The sequence below is a fragment of the Streptococcus minor DSM 17118 genome, from assembly GCF_000377005.1.
GTDB classification, from domain to species: Bacteria; Bacillota; Bacilli; order Lactobacillales; family Streptococcaceae; genus Streptococcus; species Streptococcus minor.
This window is the reverse complement of record NZ_AQYB01000020.1, coordinates 1-25,372: the sequence shown is the minus strand read 5'-3', so window position 1 is coordinate 25,372 and position 25,372 is coordinate 1. Positions and strand designations below refer to the sequence as shown.

Below are 25,372 nucleotides of genomic sequence, written 5' to 3'. Positions count from 1 at the left end.
TAAGTTTATTCAATTTATATGTTATAATCGATAAAGTTTATGTAGATAAGAGAATGAACTATGGCACTTAATTATAAACCGTTATGGATACAACTTATAAAAAAGGAACTTATGAAAGTCGATGTTATAAGATTGGCGGGACTTATCACCAATATTATGGCTCAAATGGGGAAAATAAGCCGATTACATTCAAAAACTTTGAGAGAATATCAATGTACTTGAATGCACTCCTAATGACGTGATGAGCTTTGATGATAATTATGGAAAGGAAGAAGATGGGCAAAATTAAGAAAGAATATAGTGGTTACAAGAATGAATAGTCCACTTGATTGAATAACAAAATATGGGGGAAAGTGATATAATGGGGTGGACGAGAATTTGACAAATTGGAATTGGTAGAGGAAATTTGAATGAAAAATGCCGTTATATATGTTCATGGTAAGGGTGGTAATGCAGAAGAAGCTAATCATTATAAACAATTTTTTGACGATAACTTTGAAATCATTGGATTTGATTATAAATCGTTAAATCCGTGGGATGCTAAAATCGAGTTTATAAATTATTTCGGCTCCATTGTTTCTAAATATCATAAATTTTATTTAATAGCTAATAGCATAGGGGCATATTTTTCGCTAATATCTTTTTCAGATATGCCTATTGAAAAAGCGATGCTGATTTCGCCTATTGTTGATATGGAAAGAATAATTTTGGATATGATGAAATGTGAGAATGTAACAGAAGATGAACTCAAGTTAAAAAAAGAAATTGAAACTTCTTTTGGTGAATCTCTATCTTGGGAATATTTGAGTTATGTTAGAAAGAATACGATACATTGGGATATACCAACAAATATTCTTTTTGCTGATAACGACAATATGACGTCAGTAGATACCATGACAAATTTTGCAAATAAAATAAATTCAAACCTAACAACAATGAGAGATGGGGAACATTGGTTTCATACAGATGAACAAATGGATTTTTTAGACAACTGGTTCAAAGCGAATATTTAATTCTTGTTTGTAGGTACTGTTAAATTAGAAGTTGTGGAGGTGCAAGGTATGGCTTCAAGTAAAGAATATTTGGATTTTATTTTAGAACAACTATCTGAGTTGGAAGAAATAACATATAAAGCAATGATGGGTGAATATATTGTTTATTATCGCGGGAGAATTATTGGTGGAATTTATGATGATAGGTTTTTAGTGAAGCCTATTAAGTCTGCAATAGCATATATGCCAAATGCAAAGTATGAGTTACCATATGATGGAGCAAAGGAAATGTTATTGGTAGATGATGTTGACAACAAAGAATTTTTAACCGGCTTATTCAATTCAATGTATAATGAGTTACCTGCACCAAAACTGAAGAAAAAGAAACAATCAAATTAGAAGTTGTGGAGGTGAAAATTATAGATACTTCAAAATTCTCATGGAATGAGTTTGAACAAAATTTATTTCAAGATGGAAAGTGGGAAATACCATCAAAGTACAAAATTAAAATAAATGATTCATCAGAGAAAAGATACAAATTAGAGATGATTTTATATAAGATGTCTCACAAATATGTAGCAAGATGGGCATTAGAAAATGCTCAAGCGTTCTTATCTTTTATAGAGATTGGTGATAAAGAGTTAAAGGAATCAATCATATGTGAAACAACAGCGGTATTAAATATGCGTATTGACGGGAAATCAAGTGCGTATAAACTGAGAAACGCTGGATTTTTAGCGAATAAATTAGGACAAATGTCAATTAATGATTTAAGTAAATATTCTGCAAGAGTATTTGCACAATCCATAGCAACTGGTCATATGAGAGGACATGCTATTGTATCATCTGATTATGCTATTAAAGTTATTAATATTTTATTCCCTAATGATAATTTAAAAGTCGAAGAAGAAAGAAATCGGCAAATTGAATTAGCGAATAAAATTATAAAGGAATATGATATTTAAACAACTCCCAGTTTGTAGAAGTCAAACAATTAAATAGAATCACCAAGAGGAAGTAAAAGCAAATAGCCGATACTTCCTTTTTTGGTGCCAAGAAAGGAGAATAAGATGGCGGAAACAAAGAAAAAAGCATATTTCCTTTTCAAAAAATCATTTGGAAATATGATATAATTTAATCAGTATGACAGAGAAAAATAGTGGACATCGCTATGCCATTGTGGACCTAGAGGCTACGGGAACAGGTAGCGATGCAAAAATTATTCAGGTAGGAATTGTAATTGTTCAAGATGGTCAGATTCTAAAGACCTATGAACAAGATGTCAATCCACATGAAGATTTGACGCCGCAAATTCAGCTCCTAACAGGTATTAGTAACAAGCGTTTGCAAAAGGCACCTGATTTTAGTCAGGTAGCTGAAGAAATCTACCATTTGATAGAGGATGCTATTTTTGTGGCCCATAATGTCAAATTTGATGGAAATTTATTGGCAGAAAATCTTTTTTTTGAAGGCTTTGATCTTCATACTCCGCGTGTGGATACGGTGGAGTTGGCTCAGCTCTTTTTCCCAACTCTGGAGAAATACAGCTTGGGTAATTTGGCTGAGGATTTAGGCTTAGATTTGAAGCAGGCCCACACTGCTATTTCAGATGCAATGGCCACCGCTCAGTTACTGTTTAAAATTCAAGAGAAAATTGCTTGTCTCCCTAAACAGACGGTGGGACATATTTTGGAGTTTGCAGATCATCTGATTTTTGAAAGTCGGCTAGTGATTGACGAGATTTACGCTACTATGTCTGACTATAGTGGAGAGGACTACCAGAAAGTTCAAGGTCTGATGCTGAGAAAGGAAATAAAGCCAAAAAAAATGCGGGCTTTATCTCAGGATTTTTCAGAAAATCTGGCTCAGCTCGATCTAGAAGAGCGTAAGCCTCAAAAAATGTTTGCCAATCTGGTCAAGGAACGTTTGTATGATGAGAAACAAGTCCACTTTATCCAAGCTCAATCTGGGATTGGTAAGACTTATGGTTACCTTGTGCCTCTCCTATCGGAAAGCACTCAGCCACTCTTAGTTTCTGTGCCTACCCTAATCTTGCAACAGCAGATTATGGAGAAAGAAGGGAAAAAATTAGCAGAGAATTTTCACCTCTCTATCCAATCGATAAAATCATCCAGACACTTTATCAAGTTGGAAACCTTTTGGAAAACACTCCAGCGAGAAGATGGCAACCGCCTGCTCAATCGTCATAAGATGCAGATCTTGGTTTGGCTTTGTGAGACTCAGACAGGAGACATGGATGAACTTAAGTTTAAGCAACGCTACCAGCCTTATTTTGATGAATTGCAACACGATGGCTCCATCACGCCAGACTCTCTTTTTTCTGAATGGGATTTTTGGCGTCGTTTACATTCCAAGGCTCAGGCTAGTAGGGTGGTACTGACTAACCATGCTTACTTGATCCATCATCTAAAGGACCAAAACTATTTGGTAGACCAGCGGATTTTGGTCATTGACGAGGCTCAAAAATTATTGCTTACCGCCGAATCTTTAGCCAGTCAGAGTTTAGCTATTCAACCCCTTTTACAGAACTTGCAGAGTAGAAAGGATAGGGCGGAAAATCTCTTGGAGCAGCGGCTCTTTGAAAGTAGTTTCTTTGAGTTACAGCAGTTGATTTCCAACTATCAGCATCTTGGCGTGAGGGAATTATCTGCTCAGGATTTAGACCAATTAAAGCAAAATTTACAGGAAGTAGACAATCTAGATGGCAGTTTGCAGGAGTTGAGTTGGTTCTTGGGCTTTTATGATCATTTTTGGTTGGAAGAGGAAGTAATAGATGGAGAGTCTGGTTATCATTTGAGGGCTAGTCAGATGGACTTGCTAGATTTGGCATCGCTTTTACCTCGTACAAAAACCTTCTGTATCTCTGCTACACTGGAGATTAACAAGCGCGTTCACTTAGCAGATTTACTAGGCTTTACAGAGGTGACCATGGATGAACTTCCTAGTCAAAAAAGTGACCAACAGGAGATTTTTCTCCTATCTGACTTACCTGATTTGGTTGAAATGAACCTAACTGACCAAGCCCAATGGATTGCACTAAGCTTGCAGGAGTGGAGTATGTTGGGGAAACCAATCTTGGTTCTCTTTACCTCAAGAGCTCTTTTAGTAGCTGTTTCTACCATCTTGGATGAAGAGGATGTGGAGCATTTAGCTCAATACCGAGATGGGGATGAAATGGTTATCAAGAAGCGTTTTGAACGGGGAGAAAGTTTGATTTTATTAGGAACAGGAGCCTTCTGGGAGGGTGTTGATTTTGCTAGTCAAAACCAGATGATTCAGGTTATTCCTCGTCTTCCTTTTGACAATCCTCGTGATCCGCTTGTCCATAAGATCAATCACTACCTAAGGAGCGAAGGGAAACAACCTTTCTATGATTTTAATCTGCCAGTCATGCTACTCAAGCTCAAGCAAGCTATAGGGCGAACCAGACGTACGGACCATCAGGTTTCGGCAGTTATTATCATGGACAAGCGCAGTCAAACTAAACGCTATAGTCACCAAATCAAGGGTTTCTTGAAAGATGAATATTATCTGACTATGACTAGCTCACAAGATTTGCTAGAAAAAGTCAAGGAATTTTTTGGTAAACACTCTTAATTTTGCATAAAAATAGAAAGAATGACCACGGTCATTCTTTTAAAATGGTCTAAACTGCATAATTATGATATACTTTAGGGAAAGATTCAATGAAGAGAGGGAGCATTATGAAAGAGCAGACCTTTGTTTTTAAGGTTGGAACCAGTTCTTTGACCCAAGAGAATGGTAGCCTAGATCGAATCAAGATTGCAAGAATTACTAACCAATTAGCTCAACTGCATCAACAAGGCCACAATATTGTACTCGTCACATCAGGCTCCATAGCAGCAGGTTTTCGCCGTCTCGGTTTTGAGAAAAGACCGACTAAAATTGCAGAAAAACAGGCTAGTGCAGCGGTTGGTCAAGGTCTTTTGATTGAAGAATATACTCAAAATCTTATGAAAGATGGTATCGTATCGGCTCAGGTTCTTCTGACTCAGGACGATTTTGCGGATGCTAGACGCTATCAAAACGCCTCCCAAGCTCTGAAGGTTCTTCTGCGTCAGCGGGCTATCCCCATTATCAATGAAAATGATACTATTGCTATCGAAGAGATTAAGGTGGGGGACAACGACACCCTATCTGCTCAGGTTGCCTCTCTTCTCAAGGCTGATTTGTTGGTTTTGCTGACAGATGTGGACGGCCTCTACACGGATAATCCCAATACCAATCCAGATGCCAAGCATTTGGATAGAATCGAGTTTATTACAGAAGATTTGTTTGAAATGGCAGCGGGTGCAGGTTCTGCAAATGGAACTGGAGGAATGATGACCAAGTTGCAGGCTGCCCAAATTGCGACCAAGTCAGGGGTACCAGTCTTTATTTGTTCCTCTAAGAAAGATGTGGCTTTGCTTCAGGCTGTTCAGCAAGTAAATCGTGGCACTCTTTTTTTAGCGGATACCCATGCTATGAATCAGAAGAAGCAGTGGATGGCCTTTTATGCTAGAACAGACTCGCTAGTGGAAATTGATACCGGTGCAGAAAAAGCTATGCTGGAGCAGGGAAGAAGTTTGCTAGCTGCAGGAATTCGGCTGATAGAGGGCGAATTTGATGCGGGGAGTATCGTCGCTGTTTACAGTCAAAAAGACCATCGTTTGATAGGCAAGGGACGTGCCAAAATTTCTTCAGCTGATTTGCAGGCTATGTGTTTGGCAGGCCAGCTTGAAGGGATTTTTATTCACCGCAATGACTGGGTAACACTTTAAGGAGGAAGCGTATGACATCGACACAGGTATTATTAGATTCTTTGTTGACACACAAGTCTACGATCAACCTGGCTTCGACTGAGCAGAAAAATCAAGCATTGGAAGCTATGGCTCATCAGTTGGAAATCCAACAAGACTTGATTTTGGCAGCCAATGCGCTAGATATGAAGGCAGCTAAACAGTCATCTATTTCGACGGTGATGCTAGATCGTTTACTGTTGACTCCAGAGCGAGTTCAAGACATGGCTACAGGGATTCGGAGCTTGATTAACTTGCCCGATCCAGTCGGTTTGGTTTTGGAGGAGACGATAGCACCCAATGGAATGGTTATTCGTAAGCGCACTATTCCCTTTGGACTGATTGGGATGATTTATGAAAGTCGGCCTAATGTGACCTCGGATGCAGCAGCTCTGGCTATTAAGAGTGGCAATGCGGTTATCTTGCGTGGCGGTAAGGAAGCCTTTCATTCTTCGCAAGCCATTGTAACAGCCCTCAAGTCGGGTCTGAGTCAAGCAGGCATCGCCCCCGAAGTCGTTGAATTGGTTCAAGATACTAGTCGGGCTTCTGCTACCGAGATGATGACTGCAAAGGGTAAGATTGACCTTTTGGTACCGCGTGGTGGTGCAGGACTAATCCAAGCAGTTGTTGAAAATGCGATTGTACCTGTTATTGAGACAGGCACAGGTATCTGCCATGTCTATGTAGACAAGGATGCGAATCTGGACAAGGCGGTCTCTATCGTCCTCAATGCAAAAACTAGCAGACCATCTGTTTGTAATTCACAAGAGGTTCTCTTGGTTCATGAAGCAATCGCAGATCTATTTTTGCCAGCACTAGAGTCTGCTTTGGCAGGTAAGGTGGAGTTGCGGGCTGATGTAGCTGCCATGACCTACCTCAAAGAGGCCCTACCAGCAGGGGACCTGGACTTTGATACGGAATTTTTAGACTATATCTTGGCTGTCAAAATCGTCAAGGATGTGGCGGAAGCAGTGGCCCACATTGGTCAACATTCAACCGGCCACAGTGATGCCATCGTCACGGAAAACCAGCAGGCAGCAGACTACTTTACCCAGCATGTGGATTCGGCAGCAGTTTATGTCAATGTGTCAACTCGCTTTACCGACGGAGGCCAGTTTGGACTGGGTTGTGAACTAGGAATTTCTACTCAAAAAATGCATGCTCGGGGTCCGATGGGGTTACGTGAAATGACAACCTATAAGTACATCATCACAGGTGATGGACAGGTTCGGAATTAAGGAGATTGTATGAAAATTGGATTTATTGGACTTGGAAATATGGGAACTGCAATCTTACAGGCAGTTGTCAAATCAGGAGATCATGAGCTATTATTGAGTAATTACAACTATGAAAAAGCAATTAGCTTACAGGAAATTTTCAAGGGCCAAGTTGTTAACAATCAGGAGATTGCCAGCCAGGCCCAGGTCGTCTTTCTGGGCCTTAAGCCCCACTTGGTGGCAGATATCTTGTCTCAGTTACAGACTGAGATAGCTGCAAATCCCTCTGCTATTTGGATTTCCATGGCAGCAGGAATCACTCTGAGACAATTATCCGTCTATGTATCAGAGGATAAGCTTGTCCGCATGATGCCCAATACCCCTGTATCTGTCGGGCAAGGTATGACCACATTTGCTACCTGTAATGAGGAGAATGCTCGTATCTTTATGGATTTAATGGCTCATTCTGGTCAAGTCAAACAATTACCAGAGAATTTGATGGATGCTGCTACGGCTATTGCAGGTTGTGGTCCCGCTTTTGTCTACGAGTTTATCCAAGCCTTGACCAGTGCAGGTATCCAAAATGGACTAACTGCGAAGGATGCTCAAACCTTGGCCAGTCAGACGGTCCTTGGATCTGCACAAATGGTACTGGAAAGTGACCAGCACCCTGCCCAGTTGAGGGACCAGGTTACCTCGCCAGGAGGCTCGACCATTGCTGGTCTGGTGGCCTTGACCCAGGCCGGCTTCCAGTCAGCCACCATCCAAGGGGTCAAACAGGCCCTGGAGCGGACCAAAGAATTAGGACAATAAAAAATAGGACCGTCAGGTCCTTTTTTGGCAAATAATCTAGTCCGAATACGATAGGGGAAGGTTTTTTCGGCATTGGTTAGGAGATATCTTGTAAAAATTTCGAAAGGCTTTTGAGAAGTAGAGGGGGCTAAAATAACTGATAGCATAAGAAGAGAGATTGATTGTTTCGCCTTCAATTCTATCAAGTCCAAGTAGTTACTTTTTAAGCTTGTGCACCTTGCACAGTAGATTTGAACAAGTTACCTATTGAAGCTTATGAAATCGTTTGCTATACTGGTGCCAATAAAATAACCTCCTAATGAAAAGCTCCATATTTTGGAGCTTTATCACTGTATTTGAAAAGAAGAAAGGATGCAATCATGCAGAAACACTGGTGGCATAAGGCAACCATTTATCAAATCTATCCCAAGTCTTTTATGGATTCAAATGGGGATGGAATTGGTGATTTGAAAGGGATTATCAGCAAATTAGACTATCTTCAAAAATTAGGGATTACTGCTATCTGGCTCTCCCCCGTTTACCAGTCCCCAATGGATGACAATGGTTATGATATTTCAGATTATGAAGCAATTGCGGATATTTTTGGGGACATGGCTGATATGGAAGAACTCTTAGTTCAGGCTAAGAAGCGAGGTATTCGCATCATCATGGACTTAGTGGTCAACCATACCTCAGACGAGCATGCCTGGTTTATAGAGGCTCGTGACTATCCGGATAGTCCCAAACGTGATTATTATATTTGGCGTGACCAACCAAATGGCTTAACCTCTGCTTTTTCTGGTTCTGCTTGGCAATATGATGACTTGTCAGGTCAGTACTATCTCCATCTATTTAGCAAAAAACAACCAGATCTTAACTGGGAAAATGAAGAGCTTCGTCAATCAATTTACGATATGATGAATCGCTGGATTGATAAGGGAGTAGCCGGTTTCCGGATGGATGTTATTGACTTGATTGGGAAAAAACCTGATCAGGAAATTACAGGAAATGGTCCTAAGTTGCATGATTATTTAAAAGAAATGCACCAGGCTAGCCTGCTAGATAAAGATTTACTGACAGTGGGAGAGACTTGGGGAGCGACTCCTGAAATTGCCAAACAGTATTCAAATCCAGAAAACCAAGAATTATCCATGGTCTTCCAATTCGAACACATTGGCCTTCTCTTCAAACCAGATGCTCCTAAATGGGATTATGCTGAGGAACTGGATGTGCCTGCCCTCAAGGCTATCTTCACCAAATGGCAGACAGAATTGGAATTAGGTCAAGGCTGGAACTCTCTCTTCTGGAACAACCATGACCTACCACGCGTTCTATCTAGTTGGGGAAATACAGGTAGTTATCGCGAAAAATCAGCTAAGGCTCTGGCTATTTTGCTCCATCTGATGAGGGGAACACCTTATGTCTATCAGGGAGAAGAAATTGGTATGACCAATTATCCTTTTGCGGATTTGAGTCAGGTTGAGGATATTGAGTCTATCAACTATGCCAAGGAAGCTCTTGAAGAGGGGCAGTCCATGGAGTCTATCATGGATAGTATCCGCAAGATTGGACGTGACAATGCTAGAACTCCGATGCAGTGGGATGCAGGGTTACAAGCTGGATTTTCAAATGCAACTAAGACCTGGTTGCCTATCCATCCGAATCATCAGGAAATCAATGTTGAAGCAGCGCTTAGCCATTCTGAATCAATCTTCTATACCTATCAAAAATTAATTGCTCTCCGTAAGGAAGAAGATTGGTTGGTTGATGCTGATTTTAAACTCCTAGAGACAGCAGAAAAAGTCTTTGCCTATCAGAGGTCTACTGGTGATAAAACCTATCTTATTGTCGTAAACCTTTCCGATGAACCACAACCATTTGAGTTGGATTTGCACTGGAAAGAGACCATCATCAGTAACACAGAGGAATCAGCAGTCCTAGAAAATAAACAATTGCAAGCTTGGGATGCCTTTTGTGTCGTCCTGTGATTCAGTTCTAAATACAACAAAAAACGATTGGATATTGTCCAATCGTTTTGTATTTAACTACTAGCGTCCAGTTTTATCCTTCCACCATTGGCTCAGGTTGGCCAAGGAAGGGTTGTCTGTCACCTTATCCTTTTGATGATGGAGAAAGTCGGAAAAAGTTTGGGGAATACCATTTTTATGGACCTTGTCTTGCAAGTCTTGCCATTTGTGCATCCACTGCTGAGAAGCTCGTTCATAGGCCAACTCCAAGATTTCCTCCTTGGACTTGTAGTTGCGGTAAAAGGCATTGCGTGACACTCCAGCTTTTTTGACCAACTCGGAAATAGAAATCTGTGGCAATTCCTTTTTTTCCATTAGATGAAGCAGAGCTGTTTCAATGGATTCTCGAGTGAGCTGATTTGCTTCCTGATTAGATTGGTAGAGGTTTTTCAAGGATTTAGGGGAAATATTTCTCTTGGTCATGTGTTCTCCTTTTCTCATAGCAGGTAGGTTTCAGTGGCTCACGTTACAATAACTTCATCCAAGTTGACTCAGTGTGACATCCGAAGTCTAGGTCAGGCTATTAGACTTAGTTTCATGTTATAATCATTGTAAAAGAAGATATTGCCCTTGTCAATAAAAAGCCTTTGTTGACTAGAAAGATGGAACTAAAATGACCAAATGGAAAATTGTAGCTGATTCTGGCTGCGACTATAAAGAACTAACAAATCTTGCGCCGGATACACTCTTTCAATCTGTACCCCTTTCTATTCAGATAGATGGAACGGACTATGTGGATGATGCAACCTTAGATATTGATTACATGATGGATGCGATGTCTACTTCCAGCAAGGCTGCGACCTCTGCCTGTCCGAGTCCACAAGCCTATGCTGCTGCTTACGAAGGAGCAGACAATGTTATTGTATTGACTCTAACCGGTACTTTGTCGGGTAGTTTTAATAGTGCTCGTGTAGCCAAAGAGTTGGTTTTGGAGGAACATCCGCATGTTAATATCCACCTGATTGATAGCTTGTCAGCTGGAGGGGAAATGGATTTGTTGGTTTCAGAGCTCAATCGCTTGATTGCAAAAGGTCTGGATTTTGACCAAGTTGTAGAGAGTATCACCGCTTACCAACAGAAGACGAAGTTACTCTTTGTTCTGGCTAAGGTAGATAATTTGGTCAAGAATGGTCGCTTGAGCAAATTACTGGGAACAGTGGTCGGTCTGCTTAACATCCGTATGGTGGGAGAAGCTAGTAGTCAAGGTACGCTCGAGTTGCTGCAAAAAGCGCGTGGGCATAAAAAATCCCTGACAGCAGCATTTGAAGAACTCCAAAAGGCTGGCTATGCTGGTGGTCGGATTGTCATCGCTCATCGTAATAATGATAAGTTCTGCCAACAATTCTCAGAATTGGTTCTAGCGACTTATCCGCAGGCAGATATTGAGTTGATTCCAACATCTGGTCTTTGTAGCTTTTATGCAGAAGAAAATGGTCTGTTGATGGGCTATGAGATTGGATAATCTGATATATAGAAGAACTGGTTTGTTGACCAGTTCTTTTATGTTGCTGTCCCCTCGAAAAAGAAATCTAGCCTTGCAAATTATGGTTTAGAGGGATATAATAGAAAGACTGATTTAAAGGAGATAAGATGTATCTATTAAAAAAACTAGGTTGGTTTTTTAAGCTAGAAAAACGGCGTTATCTGGTGGGCATTTTGGCACTCGGTTTGGTCAGTGTTTTTAATTTAATTCCACCCCGTGTGATAGGGCAGGTTATTGATAAGATTGCCAGTCAAGAGTTGACGACCCCAGACTTGTTTATCAATATCCTCTATCTGGTCCTCTCAGGATTTGCTATGTATGGTCTGCGCTACATCTGGCGAATGTATATCTTTGGGACAGCTAATCATTTAGGGCGAATTTTGCGTTTCCAACTTTTTGAGCATTTTACCAAGATGTCTCCTTCTTTTTTTCAACGTTTTCGGACAGGGGATCTGATGGCTCATGCCACCAATGATATCAATGCTTTGGTCATGACAGCAGGCGGGGGTGTGATGTCTGCGGTGGATGCCTCTATCACAGCGATTGTCACCCTCTTCACGATGTTTGTTGTGTTAGATTGGAGATTGACCTTGATAGCCATTTTACCTTTGCCTTTTATGACTATGGCTACCAGTGCTTTAGGGCGTCGGAATCACACGGCTTTCAAGTCTTCGCAGGAGGCTTTTTCAAAACTCAACAACCATGTACAGGAAGCTGTTTCGGGCATCAAGGTGACCAAATCCTTTGGGTATCAGGCTGCAGAGGTAGTGGCTTTTACCCAAACCAATCAAGAGGTCTTTGATAAAAACATGGAAGCTGCTAAATTCAATGCCCTCTTTGATCCTGTGACCATTACCTTTGTTGGACTTTCCTATGTTTTGACCCTAATCATGGGGGGCCTCTTTATCTCCAATGGCGAATTAACCATTGGAGAGTTGGTAACGTTCATCACCTATTTAGATATGTTAGTTTGGCCCTTGCAAGCTATGGGTTTTCTTTTCAATGTCATCCAACGGGGAGCTGTTTCCTATGAGCGGATTGATACCTTATTGGCTCATAAATCTGATATTGTAGAATCTGAGAATCCTCTGCCTACTATCAACAATGGTGATTTGAGCTATGCTATCGACAGCTTTTCATATGAGGATCAAGAGACCTTGTCTCGCATTTATTTTTCTCTTAAAAAAGGGGAAACCTTGGGTATTGTTGGTCCGACTGGCTCTGGAAAAACAACCTTGCTCAAACTCCTTCTGCGGGAGAGAGATGTGACCTCAGGGTTTATTTCCCTTGATGGGCAGGATATTCGTAAGTATCGTTTGCGAGATTTGCGCGGTTTGATGGGCTATGTGCCTCAGGATCAGATTCTATTTGCTATGTCTATTCGAGACAATATTCGCTTTGCCAACCCTGATTTATCGGATGCCTTAGTCGAAAAGGCAGCCCATCTTTGTGGTATCTATGAGGATATTGTAGCTATGCCTCAGGGATTTGATACCATTATTGGAGAGCGAGGGGTTTCCTTATCTGGGGGACAGAAGCAGCGACTTGCCATGAGTCGGGCTCTGGCAGCTAATCCAGATATTTTGATTTTGGATGATTCACTCTCAGCTGTGGACGCCAAAACGGAGCATCATATCGTCGAAAATCTGAAAAATGAGCGCTATGGGAAAACGACGATTATAACTGCCCACCGTCTCTCGGCTATTGTCCATGCAGACTTAATTTTGGTTATGGAAAATGGCAGTATCAAGGAGAGAGGAACCCACAAGGAATTGATGGCACAGGCTGGGTGGTACTATGACACCTATCAATCCCAACAATTAACGGAATGCCTGACAGCCAGTCTAGAAGGAGGTACCTCATGAAAAAATCTGTTTTAAAGCGGCTCATAAGCTACCTTTTTCGCTATAAGTGGTGGACTTTGTTGGCTCTTTTTTTCATCCTCCTAACGACAGTGATTCGGACTGCTATTCCGCTAGTGGCACGCTATTATATCGACCATTTCGTGTCCCAGCAAGTAGGCCAGTCAGGCTTGCTCCTCTTGGTTGGTTACTATTTCCTTTTTTTGCTACGAGTTCTTTTTACTTATTTGGGAAGCTACACTTTTTCTCGGGTAGCCTATAGCATTGTCAGAGATATGCGGCAGGAAACCTTTGCCACTATTCAGAGTCTTGGGATGGCTTATTTTGACAAAACCCCCGCAGGGTCCATTGTTTCACGGATTACCAATGATAGTCAGGCAGTAGCGGATATGTTTGGTACCGTATTTTCCAGTTTTATTGCCTCCTTTTTTGTATTTATGGCTACTCTTGTGACAATGCTCCAGTTGAATTGGCAGCTGACGTTGTTTATTTTGCCATTTCTGCCCATTATCTGGGGTTCGATTTGGCTTTATCGGAAACTCTCCAATCATCTAGTCATGATGACCAGAAGCAAGCTCAGTGATATCAACGTTAAACTGTCCGAATCCATTGAAGGTATGCGCATTATTCAGGCCTTCCGTCAGGAGGAGCGCTTGATAGATGAGTTTGAAGCTATTAATCAAGAACATCTGAAGTATGCAAACCGGTCGGTCAATATTAACTCGCTCTTTTTGAGACCAGCTATGTCAGTTCTAAAGGTATTGGCCTATGCAGTGATGTTAACCTTCTTTGGACTTAATTGGCAGTCAGCAAGTTTTACAGCAGGTCTTATGTATGCCTTTATCCAGTACAGTAACCAGCTTTTTGACCCCTTGATTGAAGTAACCCAAAACTTTGCGACCCTGCAGACTTCTATGGTCTCCGCTGAGCGGGTTTTTGCCATGATGGACCGAAAAGACTACGAACCTAGACAAGCGATCTCCAATCAGGAAGTGACTCTGGGCAATATTGAATTTAAGAATGTCAGTTTTTCCTATGATGGAGAAACAGATGTCTTGAAAGATATTTCTTTTAGTGTGAACTCGGGAGAAACCATTGCCTTTGTGGGACATACGGGTTCTGGGAAATCTTCTATTATTAATCTTTTTATGCGCTTCTATGAATTTGACCGTGGACAGATTTTGATTGATGGAGTGGATATTCGAAATTATAGCCAATCGGCTCTACGTCAAGCTATTGGCCTAGTATTGCAAGATCCCTTTCTCTTTCATGGTACGGTGGACTCCAATATCAAGATGTATCAAGAGAACTTAACAAGAGAAGATGTCGTTGCTGCGGCAACATTTGTTGATGCGGATGGTTTTATTTCGAGGTTACCAAATGGCTATGATCAGACTGTAACCGAGCGGGGCTCCACATTTTCATCCGGTCAACGCCAGTTGATTGCCTTTGCCAGAACAGTTGCGGCCAAGCCCAAAATCTTAATTTTAGACGAGGCAACGGCAAATATTGATTCGGAGACCGAAGAAGTGATTCAACGTTCCCTAAAGAAAATGCGTCAGGGTCGGACCACTATCGCCATTGCTCATCGCCTGTCTACTATCCAAGATGCAGACTGCATCTATGTTCTTGAGAAGGGGCGCATCATCGAATCTGGCAACCATGATCAATTGTTATCCCAAAAAGGGACTTATCAAAAAATGTACCAACTACAATCAGGCATGCTCAACTGAGCTGAGGCGAAAAGAGAGTACGGTTGTAGATATAACTTTACAAAATGACCCCATTGTTGGCGTTTAGCATGGAACTCATCTAGGTTAAGTAGACTTTGGAGTGAAAGAAAAGGTCAAATATCCTATTTCTTCTTGCAATTGCTTCTATTTAGGTCACTCATTCTTAAAAATAAAAAGCTAGTGTGAAAACCATATGCACACTAGCTTTTGATATATGCTACAATCTTTTTTAAATACTCCTCAAACTTCTCATCGTAGTTGACAATTAGGTACAGATACTTTCCTGTTTCAATGAGTTCAAAGGGGATCAAGCTATGTTTGAGAGAGGTGGTTAGCTGCTCTGGCTCTAATCTTATAATCAGTTTTTCTCGACTAATCTGATATGGACAGGTGAGATTGGCTGATTCCACCAATCTCCTCACCTTTTCTGTCTGTTGGGTGTGTAAGTTTCTCAAGTGTTGAGTGTTGCGAGCAAACATACCGTTGTCAATGTAGAGGGATAGGGCTTTTTGCATAATCAGATTGGTATCATAATCGATCAAGCTTTTTTCCTCTAGAAATGTTTGAACTAGAGAAGGGGGCAGAACCACACAACCGATACGTAAGGCTGGAAAAAGAGTAGTTGTAAAGGACTTGAGATAGATAACGCGATTTTCTGTGTCTAGATAATGGAAGGGCACAGTTCGGCTAAAATCAAAATCAGCCAGATAATCATCTTCTACGATATAAACCTGATACTTTTGAGCCAGACGAATAATCTCCTTTTTTTCTTCTAAGGAGTAAGAACTTCCCAATGGATTGTGCAGACGAGGAATGGTGTAGAAAAACCGGATTTTTCCTGTCTGAAAAATAGCCTCTAATTCTGTCAAATCAAGCCCTGAAAAGCCTCGGTCAATAGTTTCAGAAGGGAGATTTTGTTTTTCTACCAGTGCCTGCATGCGATCATAGGTAGGTTTTTCCAGCAAAATCTTGTTGCCAGCACTACCAAAATCCATCTTAGACAGGATGTAGAGGGCTTGTTGGGTGCCTGCAGTGATGACCAATTGGTTCTGTTTGCAATAGACATCATAATTCATGAGGAGATGATGGGTAGAGGCAATTAAGTCTTCCAAACCTTGCTGCTGGTGGTAATAGTTAAAGAGATAGTTTTCACGTCCAATTAGGCTTTCATTGAGACAAGTTCTGAAGTCCTCATAGGGTAGATGCTGGAAATCCTCAGGATTGAGTTCGAGGGTCTCTTCTTGAAAAATCTTGTCTTCTAGTATATAGTAACCACTTTTTTCAACAGCATAGATAGCATGCTGCCACTTCAGTTCTAACATGGCTTTTTGGACAGTGTCCTTGCTACATTTATATTTTTCACTAAGCTTGCGGATGGAGGGCAATTTTTGCCCTCTTTTATACTGTCCTTTTTCAATACCGCTTAGAATATCGTTGATAATGGTTTTATATTTGTTCATGGCACAAATTTCCTTCAAAGGGATTCTTATCCCTTCTTTAACGCATAGTCCAAGATAGCTTTAGCAACCCCAGATTCTTCATTGCTGCCTGTTATATAATCTGCCTTTTTCTTGACGGTATCATTGGCATTAGCCATGGCGACAGCCAATCCAGCAAATTGCAGCATTTCTAGGTCGTTGTTGCCATCCCCGATGGCCATGACTTCTTTAGCTTCAATGCCTAGATCTTGCGCCAATTCTTTCAAAGCCTTGGCTTTGCTGACACCTATAGGCAAGGCTTCAAAAGCATAATCTAAGCTACGAACGGTATTAAAATCTTGTGAGAGTTGTTTTTCAAAGCGTTCCTGAAAGCGATCCAATATAGAGGGTTCGCCCATAAAGATAGGTACCAGAACAGGGATATTTTTTTCTTTGAAGCTAGCCAAATCAGTGTGAAAAATCTGAGAGAATTCAATCTCAGCATCATGCTTGGCCTGCGGATTGATATCCTGACCTAGAATATAATTAGCATCCGTTGTGAAGAGGACTAGATTGAGCTGGGGGAAGTCTACTAGCAAGGCCTCTAGGGCTTCTAAGTGCTCCATCGCAATGCCTTCTAAACGAAGAAATTGCCAATCTTTACTAGTCATCGTGAAACAGCCATTATTGCCGATAACATACTCTTCATCTGATAAATGTAACTGCTCAAAATAGGGAATGATACCAGATTTAGGACGACCAGTACAAAGAACGATTTTGATACCTGCATGAGCAGCTTCCTGTAAAATAGTTTTATTCTCAGTTGAAATCTCTTTTTTATCATTTAAAAGTGTACCATCCATATCAATGGCAATTAGTTTTATCATCCGCTTTCTCACTTTCTCAACTGTCTGGGGACAGTTTCTTTTCTATCATTCATTGTATCCCATTTTACCCCCTATGACAAGGATGAAGAAAATACCATAGCTTCAGACAAAAGTTGGACTTTAACCGTTCATTCATTTAGCCTGTATATTTGGAAGAATTCCCTGAGCCAAAGATACTTTTTAGCATCAAAAAATAAGTCTGGGAAATGACTTCCCCAGACTTTAGTTCATATAAAAAATGATGGCTATATACTGCAAGGCACTAGCTAAGATGATGAAGAGGTGCCAAATCATGTGGAAATAAGGTTTTTTCTTGGCATAAAAGAGTGCACCAATAGTGTAAGAAAGGCCTCCTGCTAGCATCAGTAACCAAAATGCTAAACCAGTATAGCGTACAATAGCAGGGAAAATAAAGACTACCAACCAGCCCATGACCAGATAAAGAATAAGACTGAATGTTTCATTCACTGTTTTGGCAAAGATTTTATAAAGAATCCCAAATACGGTCGTTCCCCATTGGATGATGAGAATCACATAGCCCACCCAGTTATTCATAATTGTTAACACTACAGGAGTATAGCTACCAGCAATGGCAATGTAAATCATACTGTGATCAATGATTCGTAAGATGTATTTGTGGGTTGAACCATAGGACATGGAGTGATATATAGCAGAGGATAGGAACATCAGAAAAAGACTGATGACAAAAACGGAAGATCCGAAAGCTTGCAGAGCACCATGGAAATGATAGGTGTAAATAGCTGTATAAGGTAAGAGAATGAGCATAGCAACGGCTGCAACGGCATGGGTGACAGCATTGCCCACTTCTTCTCCGAAAGAGAGTTGTTTGGATAGTTTGAAAGTTGCACTCATGTTAGTTTAGCTCCTTTAATTGTTCCATCAGGTCCATAGTCTCCTTATAAGAACGAATGGCCTGACAGCCTTTGATCATGAAGTCAGGTGTATAAGGAAAGATCTTTCCTTCCAGACAGTCAATAAAATTGTTATAAAGGACCTCACCCTCGGTTTCTTGCTGCTGTATCTCCATCATCTGAGCGATGTCTGAAATAGAAAAGACTGACTTACAGATAGTTAGAACAATCAAGCGAGCTATATGGTTTCTACCATATTTCTTTTTTAGAGGTTTGGGTAGATAACCATGTTTGACATAATTATTGACCATGGAGGCAGTCAATAGCTTTTCATTTTTACTTAGAATAGGAGCTGTTTCCTGATTGACATAAAGGAGCACCTGGTCTAAATAGAGTTCGAGAGAAGGGATATTTTCCCATTTAGGCATAGACATAGTCTGAACCACCTTTTAATCTAGTTTTGATAACTAGATGATAGCATCTTGTTAAAGTTTTGTCAACTACAAAGGCGATGTGGTAAAATGAGAATATGAAGATTTTAATTCCAAATGCTAAAGAACTCAATACAAATCTAGACAGTCAATCCTTTCATAGTCTGCCTAAGGCTAGTCAAGAGGTTCTTTCTGTATTGAATCAGATGACAGTGCAAGAGCTAGCCAATTTATATAAAATGAAACTAGATAAAGCAGAGCTAGAATTGGACCGCTGGCAACGTATCACTCAAAAACAGGCTAGACTTTATCCTGCGTGGCTACTTTATGACGGTCTGATGTATCGTTATATGAGTCGACGCGACTTATCAGAAGCAGAAGTAGATTATTTGAAACAGCATGTTTTCATTACAACGAGTTTTTATGGAGCCATCTCTGTCTTTGAAAGTATTGCCCCTCATCGCTTGGATTTTCAGGCTTCTTTGAAGATTGGTTCGAAAAGTCTCAAGCAATATTGGCGAAGTCAATATGATCAATTGGTTCAGGATGATGAGCTGATTATTTCCCTACTCTCTTCTGAGTTTGAAGCTGTTTTTTCACCTTCTATCCAAAAGCGAATGATAAACATAACTTTTATGGAAGAAACGGGTGGGCAGCTCAAGCTTCATTCGACGATTTCAAAAAAAGGCCGTGGTCTACTTGTGTCCGAGATGGCTAGAAACAATGTTCAAAGTTTAGAAGAGCTTAGAACTCTACAGGTCGACGGATTTTATTTCCGAGAGGAATTGTCTAAGGAAAAAGAGATGGTTTTTGTTCGTCAAGTCTCTTGAGTTTGGTTGTAAGACCAGACTTTTTTTGTGTTATCGGAAGAAAAAAAGCTGCTCTTTTACTTTATAAAATATAGGCAAAATTATTTGACTTAGCATATGAGTATATGCTACAATAATGATGAGCCGGCAAATTATTTAAGGTCTAAAATAATTGGAGTAATTTATAAAAAAACAAATTATTTTTGATTCGAAATTTTCCGACAAATCGTTCACTCAAGAAAAAAATAGCGTTTTCTATAAAAACGGAAACGCTCCATTCCAATCATATTTAATTTAGGATAGGTTATTCGGTGAACAATCATGGTGACTACTTTTGGTTTTAGAAGACAAACTGAAAACCATAGTAGCAAGACGGAAGGAGGCAGAGGATATATTGCAAGAAAGATGAGCCTTTTAGTTGGTTCATTGTTTATTTCTTTAAGAAATCCCTCAAAATAGAATATTGTAGCCTGTATTTTAAAATGAAAAGTTAGATACGAGGGGAACTTTTAGTCTTTTTTAAAATAGATAGGCTACAGAAAGAAAAGGAGAATTTGAATGAAGAAAATATTCACGGCTTTTCTGGCCTTTTTCTTAGCCTTTTCACCTTTGTTAACTGTTTCACCAACTGTTTATTCGGAAGCCTTTGATCAAACAACCGCAACTTCCGAAGAGCAAGCGACGACAGAGAGTGGAACAACGACGAAAGAGGCTGAAAATGGTCCTGAAATTCCACCGATTATCTCCTCTCCTCCGGCGACGGAAGCTACTACCATAACAGAAGCACCTCAACCGGCCGGACGGGAAGATACTAGTACAGCAACTGAATCTACAACTACGGAATCAAAACCAGCTGTTCAACCGAGATCAGTTTTCCGTAATGCAGTTCGCTCTGTTCCAACCACTACAAACTTAAGTGACTTACTAGCGGATGCGACTGTAGATGCACCAACAGACTCAGAAGGGAACTATATTGTAAGACCAAATGGTGAGTATACCATCAGCCTTCAATTTGCTGAGAAAGAAACTCTGCAGATGGTTAATGACCAACCACTGACGTATACGGTTCCTGCTGGGTTCAAGTTAGCAGATGTTAATAATACTTTTAGTATTGATATTAAAGATTCGCAAGGTGCAGCCACTTTGGATGGCAATACCTTTAATGTTACAAATAATGTTCTGACTGTCAATTTCAATAAGACTAATCCAGAACTATTTAATCGCCTTTCTGCCATGGCCAATGTGAAGTTTAAATTGGATTTTAGTGGACGTTTTACAGGTGATGTAACAGAAATTAATTTTGGTTCTTCCATCAAGAAAAAATTTACTTTCGATCAGACTTCTAGTTTGTCTATCACAAAAGAAGCAGAGCATGTGAAGTCTGAAGGCAAGGCAAAATATACCTTAAAGGTTACTTCCGAAGGAAATAACTCTGAAGTTGTCATCACAGATGAAATCAAGGGTACAGCTTTGACGCCAAATAATAACGTTGAAGTGACCTCTAGTATCAGCGGTAAATTGAACGTTTCTCCTGTCTATGCAGGTAAGAAGTTTACCCTTTCGAATTTATCACTACAGCATGGTGAAATCTTAACCATAACTTACAGTGCTGACATCAATTATAATGATATTACCAGGACAGGCTTACCAGAAGAGGTAAACAATTTCGCTTCTGTGCAAAGTAAAGAGAATCCTACTCCTAAGACAGTTGAGAAACCTGTAAGAGTTGAATTCGATAGTATTACTAAAACTGGTACTGTTCCTGAAAAACTACCGAGCGATCCCAACAAGTACAAGGTTGTATGGACAGCAACCATCAATAAAGATCGTTTAATGACAGTTGGTGGTAAAAAAATCATTGACTATGTATCTCCATCTGAAAAAGTTCATTTCACAGGTGATGGAATTGTTATCAACGTTACCAAGGAGGGTGGAGCACAAGAAGTTAGAAATCTTTCTTGGAATCAACTGACTGTAGCAAGAAGAGCTGATGGTCAAATCTGGAAATGGGAATACACTCCTCCAGTTGAAGATGGTAAAGCCATGTATGTCATAACGACGACCACCATTGCCGACATTACGGGAGCTATTGGTAACTTCAACTTTAATAATAACATCAGCATCGGCAAACGTGTCACTACACCTAATAAAATCATTGATATTGGTATTGGGGAAGACTTAAAACCCAAAAAAGAAATTGTTAGTTATACTTCTACAGAAGCCTTGTGGAAAATAACAGTTCCAGTACGTGGCGAAGGATATGATATGCCAGTTAGGGTAACGGATGACCTCCCTTATGTTGATTATAAAGGTGTGAAATATCATGATGACCCACTTGACATAGAGTTCCAAGGTCTTCTTCAGGGCGAAACTTATACGTTAACAATGCGTACAGATGGCCAATATAGAGGTCCATATATTGAGTTTTTCCAAGATGCCGAGAAGAAAAAACCAGGACTCTTGCCGAATCCAAATGGCCAACGTCGTGAAATTGTTATTCTTCTTAAATCAACCATCAATCAGGATTGGCTTGAGTTAGCGCATCAGTCTGGCTATAGTACTGCAAGCAGTGAGATTCCTCCAGTTCATAGGAACAATGCTTCATTGAGATTGGGAACATCTTTATTCAGTATGAATGCTTCCATCACACCTAAGAAGCAAACATTGAAAAAGACCTATAAAGATTTCAAGCGAGTTGATATAGGTGGTGTTCAATATCCTGTATTCAGTTATGAATTGGAATTCACAAACCCTCTAGATGGTCAAGTGATCACAGATGAGTTTGATGTTGATTATCTCAAATACTATCAAGCAGGCACTCTTGAAATTAAGGGTCGCAATGCTGAAGGGGATGAATTTGATACAAATGGTACAGTTACTCCGCAGGTAACCGCAAAAGGTGTCAATTTTACCCTGACAAATCTACCGAAAAACAATGGCAATTATTACACAACATATCGTTTGACTTATGATTTGATTGTCAAGGATGCGCAAACTCTTGAGAAACTCAATAAAGAGGCTTTCCAAAATGAGAACAATCAAGGAAAAGTCCTAAACAATATTGCCAGCTGGAATGGTTTAAGATCTGAGAATGTATCAACTATTTACAACTACAATCCAAAGTTAGATAAAAAGTTGATACAAGTTCCATCCAATGCCAATAGCTATGTTGCGACTTTCGAATTGATTTTGAATGAAGAAGCAGCAGATTTGTTCTCAGACTCAAATACCTATACAGCAAAAGATGAGTTATCCAATGTTCTTCGTTTACTCCCAGAAACGATTCAAGTAACCAAAGGTCCATATACCTTGGACTATGGTTTTGATGCCAAAACAAACACCATCACGTTCAACAACATACCAGATGGACAAGAAGTCCGGATTGTTTATAGCGCACATGTACTAGGCTCTGGAAATGTCTCCTTTGCAAATGCAGTTTCCATGGGTCAATACAGGAAAGTTGTCTCTGAGTCTGTTCATATTGCATCTTCTGGATCCGGAAGTGCATCTAATCCAAGTATCACCATTATCAAACACGATAAGGATGAATTCAGTAAAGTTATTCCTGGAGTAACATTCAAGTTGTCCTATTCGAAAAATGGTGTTGTGGAAGATGTGAAGGATAAAAATGGACAAGTAGTAACCTTTACTACCAAGGCTGATGGTAGCTTCCTTATCGAAGGAAACCAAACAGATTTGGGATGGGTACTCTGGGCAGATGGACGGACCTATCTCCTGACAGAGGTGAATACTCCAACAGGCTATCTTCCGCTAGAGCAACCAATTAGTTTCACCATCCTTGAAACACCAACTAATACTAGCCAGTATCCGATTACGGGTGGAAAAATCTATGTTGCGAACGAACGTCCTAAGACTCGAGTAGAAGCAACCAAGATTTGGAAGAATATTGGACCTGGTTTAGCTGTTCCAACAACATGGTTCAAGCTATTCCGTCAGGTTGAGGGTGGCCCACTTGAGCCAGTACCAAATGCTTCTATTATGACCTTAGCACCTGGAACAACCTCAGTAGCTTGGGAAAATGTTTACGCTAAGGATTTGAACAATAAACCATACACCTTCTTTGTAAAAGAAGTAGATGCAAATGGTCATGAAGCAACTCCTCAGGATTACTTGAAGGAAGAAAATGGCTTACAAGTAACCAATACATATGACGGTCGAAAAGAAATCGAAGTGACCAAGGAATGGGATGATAACAATAACCAAGACGGGAAACGTCCATCAGAAGTTACTGTTCATCTCTATGCAGATGGAACTAAGATTCAAACCGCTCAAATAACAGAAGCCAATGGCTGGAGACATACCTTTAGCAATCTTCCGAAATTTAAGGATGGAAGAGAGATTGTCTACACCATTCAAGAAGATCAGGTTCCAGAATACAACGCTCCTGTTATTGATGGCTTCACTGTTAAAAATAAGCGTACACCAGAGAAGACAAAAGTTGCGGTCCAGAAAGTATGGCAAGATGCCAACAACCAAGATGGTATTCGACCGCTCCAAATCACAGTTATATTAAAAGCAAATGGTCTTGAAATTGACCGTAAGGTTATTACTGCAGGCCCTCTGGGTATGTGGAGCCACGAATTCACCAATCTCGATGTCTATAAGAATGGTGTAAAAGTTAACTATACAGTTGATGAAGAAGTTGTTCCAGCTGACTACAGCAAAACCATTACCGGCGATGCTGCTACAGGATTTACGATTACAAATAGTCACACCCCTGTAGAGAAGAATGTAACCTTTAGTAAGGTGAATCTTGGTGGCCAAGAAATCGCTGGCGCTAAGATTAAAATCTATAAGGGTACCGTTGCTACGGGTACTTCAGTTGCTGAATGGACTTCTGTAGAAGGTCAATCTCACGAACTAAGCCTTCCAGTTGGTAAGTACGTCTTCCATGAAGAAGCTGCACCAAATGGGTACGTAGCTGTAACTGATATCACTTTCCAAGTCAACTATAACGGTACTGTCACTGTCCTTGATGCGAATAGCAATACAGTTGAGTACAGAAATGGCAAACTAGTGATTACAGACAAATACGACGAGTCACCTAAGAAAATCACCTTCTCTAAAGTGAACCTTGGTGGAGATGAAGTGGAAGGTGCAGAAGTTGAAATCTACAAGGGCGACACCATCACTGGCGCTCCAGTAGAGAAATGGACTTCAGGCACCACACCAAAAGAGCTGGACTTGGCTCCAGGTACCTATGTCTTCCACGAAGAGGCAGCACCAGAAGGTCTCCTCAAAGTGACAGATATTACCTTCAAGGTCAACTACGATGGCACTGTCACCGTGACCAACATCGGTGAGAAAGATGCCAAAGGTGAATCCAATACCGTCGTTACTGATGGTGCGAAAATCACCATTACCGATAAGACGGATGACTTACCACGTAAGATTACCTTCTCTAAAGTGAATCTTGGTGGAGACGAAGTGGAAGGTGCAGAAGTTGAAATCTACGCAGGAGACACCGTAACAGGTACTCCAGTAGAGAAATGGACTTCAGGCACAACACCAAAAGAGTTGAACTTGGCTCCAGGTACCTATGTCTTCCACGAAGAGGCAGCACCAGAAGGACTCCTCAAAGTGACAGACATTACCTTCAAGGTCAACTACGATGGCACCGTTACCGTGACCAACATCGGTGAGAAAGATGCTAAAGGTGAATCCAACACAGTAGTTACTGATGGAGCTAAAATCACGATTACTGATAAGACCGACGACCTGCCACGTAAGATTACTTTCTCTAAAGTCAACCTTGGTGGTGAAGAAATCGCTGGTGCGAAGATTCAAATCTTTGATGAACAGAAGAACCAAGTTGCAGAATGGACTTCTGAAGCTGGCAAGTCTAAGATTATTGACTTGAAACCTGGTAAGTATGTCTTCCATGAAGAAGCTGCACCAAATGGTTACGTTGCAGTCACAGATATTACATTCCAAGTAAACTATGACGGTACAGTAACCGTCCTTGAGACCAACAGCAACGCTGTTGAATACAAGGATGGCAAGTTGGT

The 25,372-nt window shown here is 40.6% G+C and carries 18 protein-coding genes and 1 pseudogene; 14 read left to right on the top strand and 5 right to left on the bottom strand.

The annotated features are described in order from the left end of the window. The first annotated feature begins 60 nt into the window (after positions 1-60). The 9 genes and pseudogenes from F602_RS10965 (at position 61) to dexB (ending at position 9,809) form a co-directional block, all read left to right on the top strand. Positions 61-289, top strand: a pseudogene (locus F602_RS10965) (helix-turn-helix domain-containing protein). A 121-nt stretch (positions 290-410) separates the two neighbouring features. After that, positions 411-1,013, top strand: a complete 603-nt coding sequence (locus tag F602_RS0100910) for an alpha/beta hydrolase family protein (RefSeq protein WP_018166092.1) — start codon at positions 411-413, stop codon at positions 1,011-1,013. A 48-nt stretch (positions 1,014-1,061) separates the two neighbouring features. Further along, positions 1,062-1,391, top strand: a complete 330-nt coding sequence (locus F602_RS0100905) for a TfoX/Sxy family protein (RefSeq protein ID WP_018166091.1) — start codon at positions 1,062-1,064, stop codon at positions 1,389-1,391. Between the two features lie 11 nt (positions 1,392-1,402). Beyond that, positions 1,403-1,957 (top strand): putative immunity protein, encoded by a 555-nt coding sequence (locus F602_RS0100900; RefSeq protein WP_018166090.1) that lies wholly within the window; start codon positions 1,403-1,405, stop codon positions 1,955-1,957. A gap of 178 nt (positions 1,958-2,135) precedes the next feature. Continuing rightward, positions 2,136-4,610, top strand: a complete 2,475-nt coding sequence (locus F602_RS0100895) for a bifunctional DnaQ family exonuclease/ATP-dependent helicase (protein WP_018166089.1) — start codon at positions 2,136-2,138, stop codon at positions 4,608-4,610. 107 nt (positions 4,611-4,717) lie between these two features. Beyond that, positions 4,718-5,794, top strand: a complete 1,077-nt coding sequence (gene proB, locus F602_RS0100890; RefSeq protein WP_018166088.1) for a glutamate 5-kinase — start codon at positions 4,718-4,720, stop codon at positions 5,792-5,794. Positions 5,795-5,805: 11 nt separating this feature from the next. After that, positions 5,806-7,050, top strand: coding sequence for a glutamate-5-semialdehyde dehydrogenase (locus F602_RS0100885; protein ID WP_018166087.1), 1,245 nt, complete (start codon positions 5,806-5,808; stop codon positions 7,048-7,050). A 9-nt stretch (positions 7,051-7,059) separates the two neighbouring features. After that, the gene (gene proC / locus F602_RS0100880; RefSeq protein WP_018166086.1) at positions 7,060-7,842 is read left to right on the top strand and encodes a pyrroline-5-carboxylate reductase; all 783 of its coding nucleotides are present in this window, start codon (positions 7,060-7,062) and stop codon (positions 7,840-7,842) included. Between the two features lie 359 nt (positions 7,843-8,201). Further along, on the top strand, positions 8,202-9,809 hold the full coding sequence (dexB, locus tag F602_RS0100875; RefSeq protein WP_018166085.1) for a glucan 1,6-alpha-glucosidase DexB: 1,608 nt from the start codon (positions 8,202-8,204) through the stop codon (positions 9,807-9,809). Positions 9,810-9,869: 60 nt separating this feature from the next. Here dexB and F602_RS11145 read toward each other — a convergent pair whose 3' ends face one another. Further along, on the bottom strand, positions 9,870-10,271 hold the full coding sequence (locus F602_RS11145; protein WP_018166084.1) for a TetR/AcrR family transcriptional regulator: 402 nt from the start codon (positions 10,269-10,271) through the stop codon (positions 9,870-9,872). Between the two features lie 190 nt (positions 10,272-10,461). On the opposite strand from F602_RS11145, the gene F602_RS0100865 reads away from it, so the two are divergent. The 3 genes from F602_RS0100865 (at position 10,462) to F602_RS0100855 (ending at position 14,926) form a co-directional block, all read left to right on the top strand. Beyond that, positions 10,462-11,310 (top strand): DegV family protein, encoded by an 849-nt coding sequence (locus F602_RS0100865; RefSeq protein ID WP_018166083.1) that lies wholly within the window; start codon positions 10,462-10,464, stop codon positions 11,308-11,310. 128 nt (positions 11,311-11,438) lie between these two features. Next, complete coding sequence (locus tag F602_RS0100860) at positions 11,439-13,196, top strand: ABC transporter ATP-binding protein (RefSeq protein ID WP_018166082.1); 1,758 nt, start codon at positions 11,439-11,441, stop codon at positions 13,194-13,196. After that, positions 13,193-14,926, top strand: a complete 1,734-nt coding sequence (locus tag F602_RS0100855; protein WP_018166081.1) for an ABC transporter ATP-binding protein — start codon at positions 13,193-13,195, stop codon at positions 14,924-14,926. Before F602_RS0100860 ends, F602_RS0100855 begins: the two co-directional genes overlap by 4 nt. A gap of 200 nt (positions 14,927-15,126) precedes the next feature. Here the strand turns inward: F602_RS0100855 and F602_RS0100850 are convergent, their stop codons facing one another. From F602_RS0100850 to F602_RS0100835, 4 genes are all read right to left on the bottom strand, one after another. Next, on the bottom strand, positions 15,127-16,386 hold the full coding sequence (locus F602_RS0100850; protein ID WP_018166080.1) for an aminotransferase-like domain-containing protein: 1,260 nt from the start codon (positions 16,384-16,386) through the stop codon (positions 15,127-15,129). Between the two features lie 26 nt (positions 16,387-16,412). Then, positions 16,413-17,231, bottom strand: coding sequence for a Cof-type HAD-IIB family hydrolase (locus tag F602_RS0100845; protein ID WP_018166079.1), 819 nt, complete (start codon positions 17,229-17,231; stop codon positions 16,413-16,415). A gap of 222 nt (positions 17,232-17,453) precedes the next feature. Further along, positions 17,454-18,104: a PAQR family membrane homeostasis protein TrhA gene (trhA, locus tag F602_RS0100840; RefSeq protein WP_018166078.1), complete on the bottom strand. Its 651-nt coding sequence runs from the start codon at positions 18,102-18,104 to the stop codon at positions 17,454-17,456. 1 nt (position 18,105) lies between these two features. After that, positions 18,106-18,537, bottom strand: a complete 432-nt coding sequence (locus tag F602_RS0100835) for a DUF1836 domain-containing protein (RefSeq protein WP_018166077.1) — start codon at positions 18,535-18,537, stop codon at positions 18,106-18,108. Between the two features lie 95 nt (positions 18,538-18,632). Between F602_RS0100835 and yaaA the strand changes: the two genes are divergently transcribed. Both yaaA and F602_RS11140 read left to right on the top strand, forming a co-directional pair. After that, positions 18,633-19,364: a peroxide stress protein YaaA gene (gene yaaA, locus F602_RS0100830; RefSeq protein ID WP_018166076.1), complete on the top strand. Its 732-nt coding sequence runs from the start codon at positions 18,633-18,635 to the stop codon at positions 19,362-19,364. A gap of 537 nt (positions 19,365-19,901) precedes the next feature. Further along, a partial coding sequence (locus F602_RS11140; RefSeq protein ID WP_051070651.1) for a Cna B-type domain-containing protein occupies positions 19,902-25,372 on the top strand: 5,471 nt, incomplete at its 3' end.

Excerpts from the sequence above, each read along its gene's own strand:
- F602_RS0100910 (WP_018166092.1), top strand. The coding sequence starts at position 411 with ATGAAAAATGCCGTTATATATGTTCATGGTAAGGGTGGTAATGCAGAA.
- F602_RS0100905 (WP_018166091.1), top strand. The coding sequence starts at position 1,062 with ATGGCTTCAAGTAAAGAATATTTGGATTTTATTTTAGAACAACTATCT.
- F602_RS0100895 (WP_018166089.1), top strand. The coding sequence starts at position 2,136 with ATGACAGAGAAAAATAGTGGACATCGCTATGCCATTGTGGACCTAGAG.
- proB (WP_018166088.1), top strand. The coding sequence starts at position 4,718 with ATGAAAGAGCAGACCTTTGTTTTTAAGGTTGGAACCAGTTCTTTGACC.
- F602_RS0100885 (WP_018166087.1), top strand. The coding sequence starts at position 5,806 with ATGACATCGACACAGGTATTATTAGATTCTTTGTTGACACACAAGTCT.
- proC (WP_018166086.1), top strand. The coding sequence starts at position 7,060 with ATGAAAATTGGATTTATTGGACTTGGAAATATGGGAACTGCAATCTTA.
- dexB (WP_018166085.1), top strand. The coding sequence starts at position 8,202 with ATGCAGAAACACTGGTGGCATAAGGCAACCATTTATCAAATCTATCCC.
- F602_RS11145 (WP_018166084.1), bottom strand. The coding sequence starts at position 10,271 with ATGACCAAGAGAAATATTTCCCCTAAATCCTTGAAAAACCTCTACCAA.
- F602_RS0100865 (WP_018166083.1), top strand. The coding sequence starts at position 10,462 with ATGACCAAATGGAAAATTGTAGCTGATTCTGGCTGCGACTATAAAGAA.
- F602_RS0100860 (WP_018166082.1), top strand. The coding sequence starts at position 11,439 with ATGTATCTATTAAAAAAACTAGGTTGGTTTTTTAAGCTAGAAAAACGG.
- F602_RS0100855 (WP_018166081.1), top strand. The coding sequence starts at position 13,193 with ATGAAAAAATCTGTTTTAAAGCGGCTCATAAGCTACCTTTTTCGCTAT.
- F602_RS0100850 (WP_018166080.1), bottom strand. The coding sequence starts at position 16,386 with ATGAACAAATATAAAACCATTATCAACGATATTCTAAGCGGTATTGAA.
- F602_RS0100845 (WP_018166079.1), bottom strand. The coding sequence starts at position 17,231 with ATGATAAAACTAATTGCCATTGATATGGATGGTACACTTTTAAATGAT.
- trhA (WP_018166078.1), bottom strand. The coding sequence starts at position 18,104 with ATGAGTGCAACTTTCAAACTATCCAAACAACTCTCTTTCGGAGAAGAA.
- F602_RS0100835 (WP_018166077.1), bottom strand. The coding sequence starts at position 18,537 with ATGTCTATGCCTAAATGGGAAAATATCCCTTCTCTCGAACTCTATTTA.
- yaaA (WP_018166076.1), top strand. The coding sequence starts at position 18,633 with ATGAAGATTTTAATTCCAAATGCTAAAGAACTCAATACAAATCTAGAC.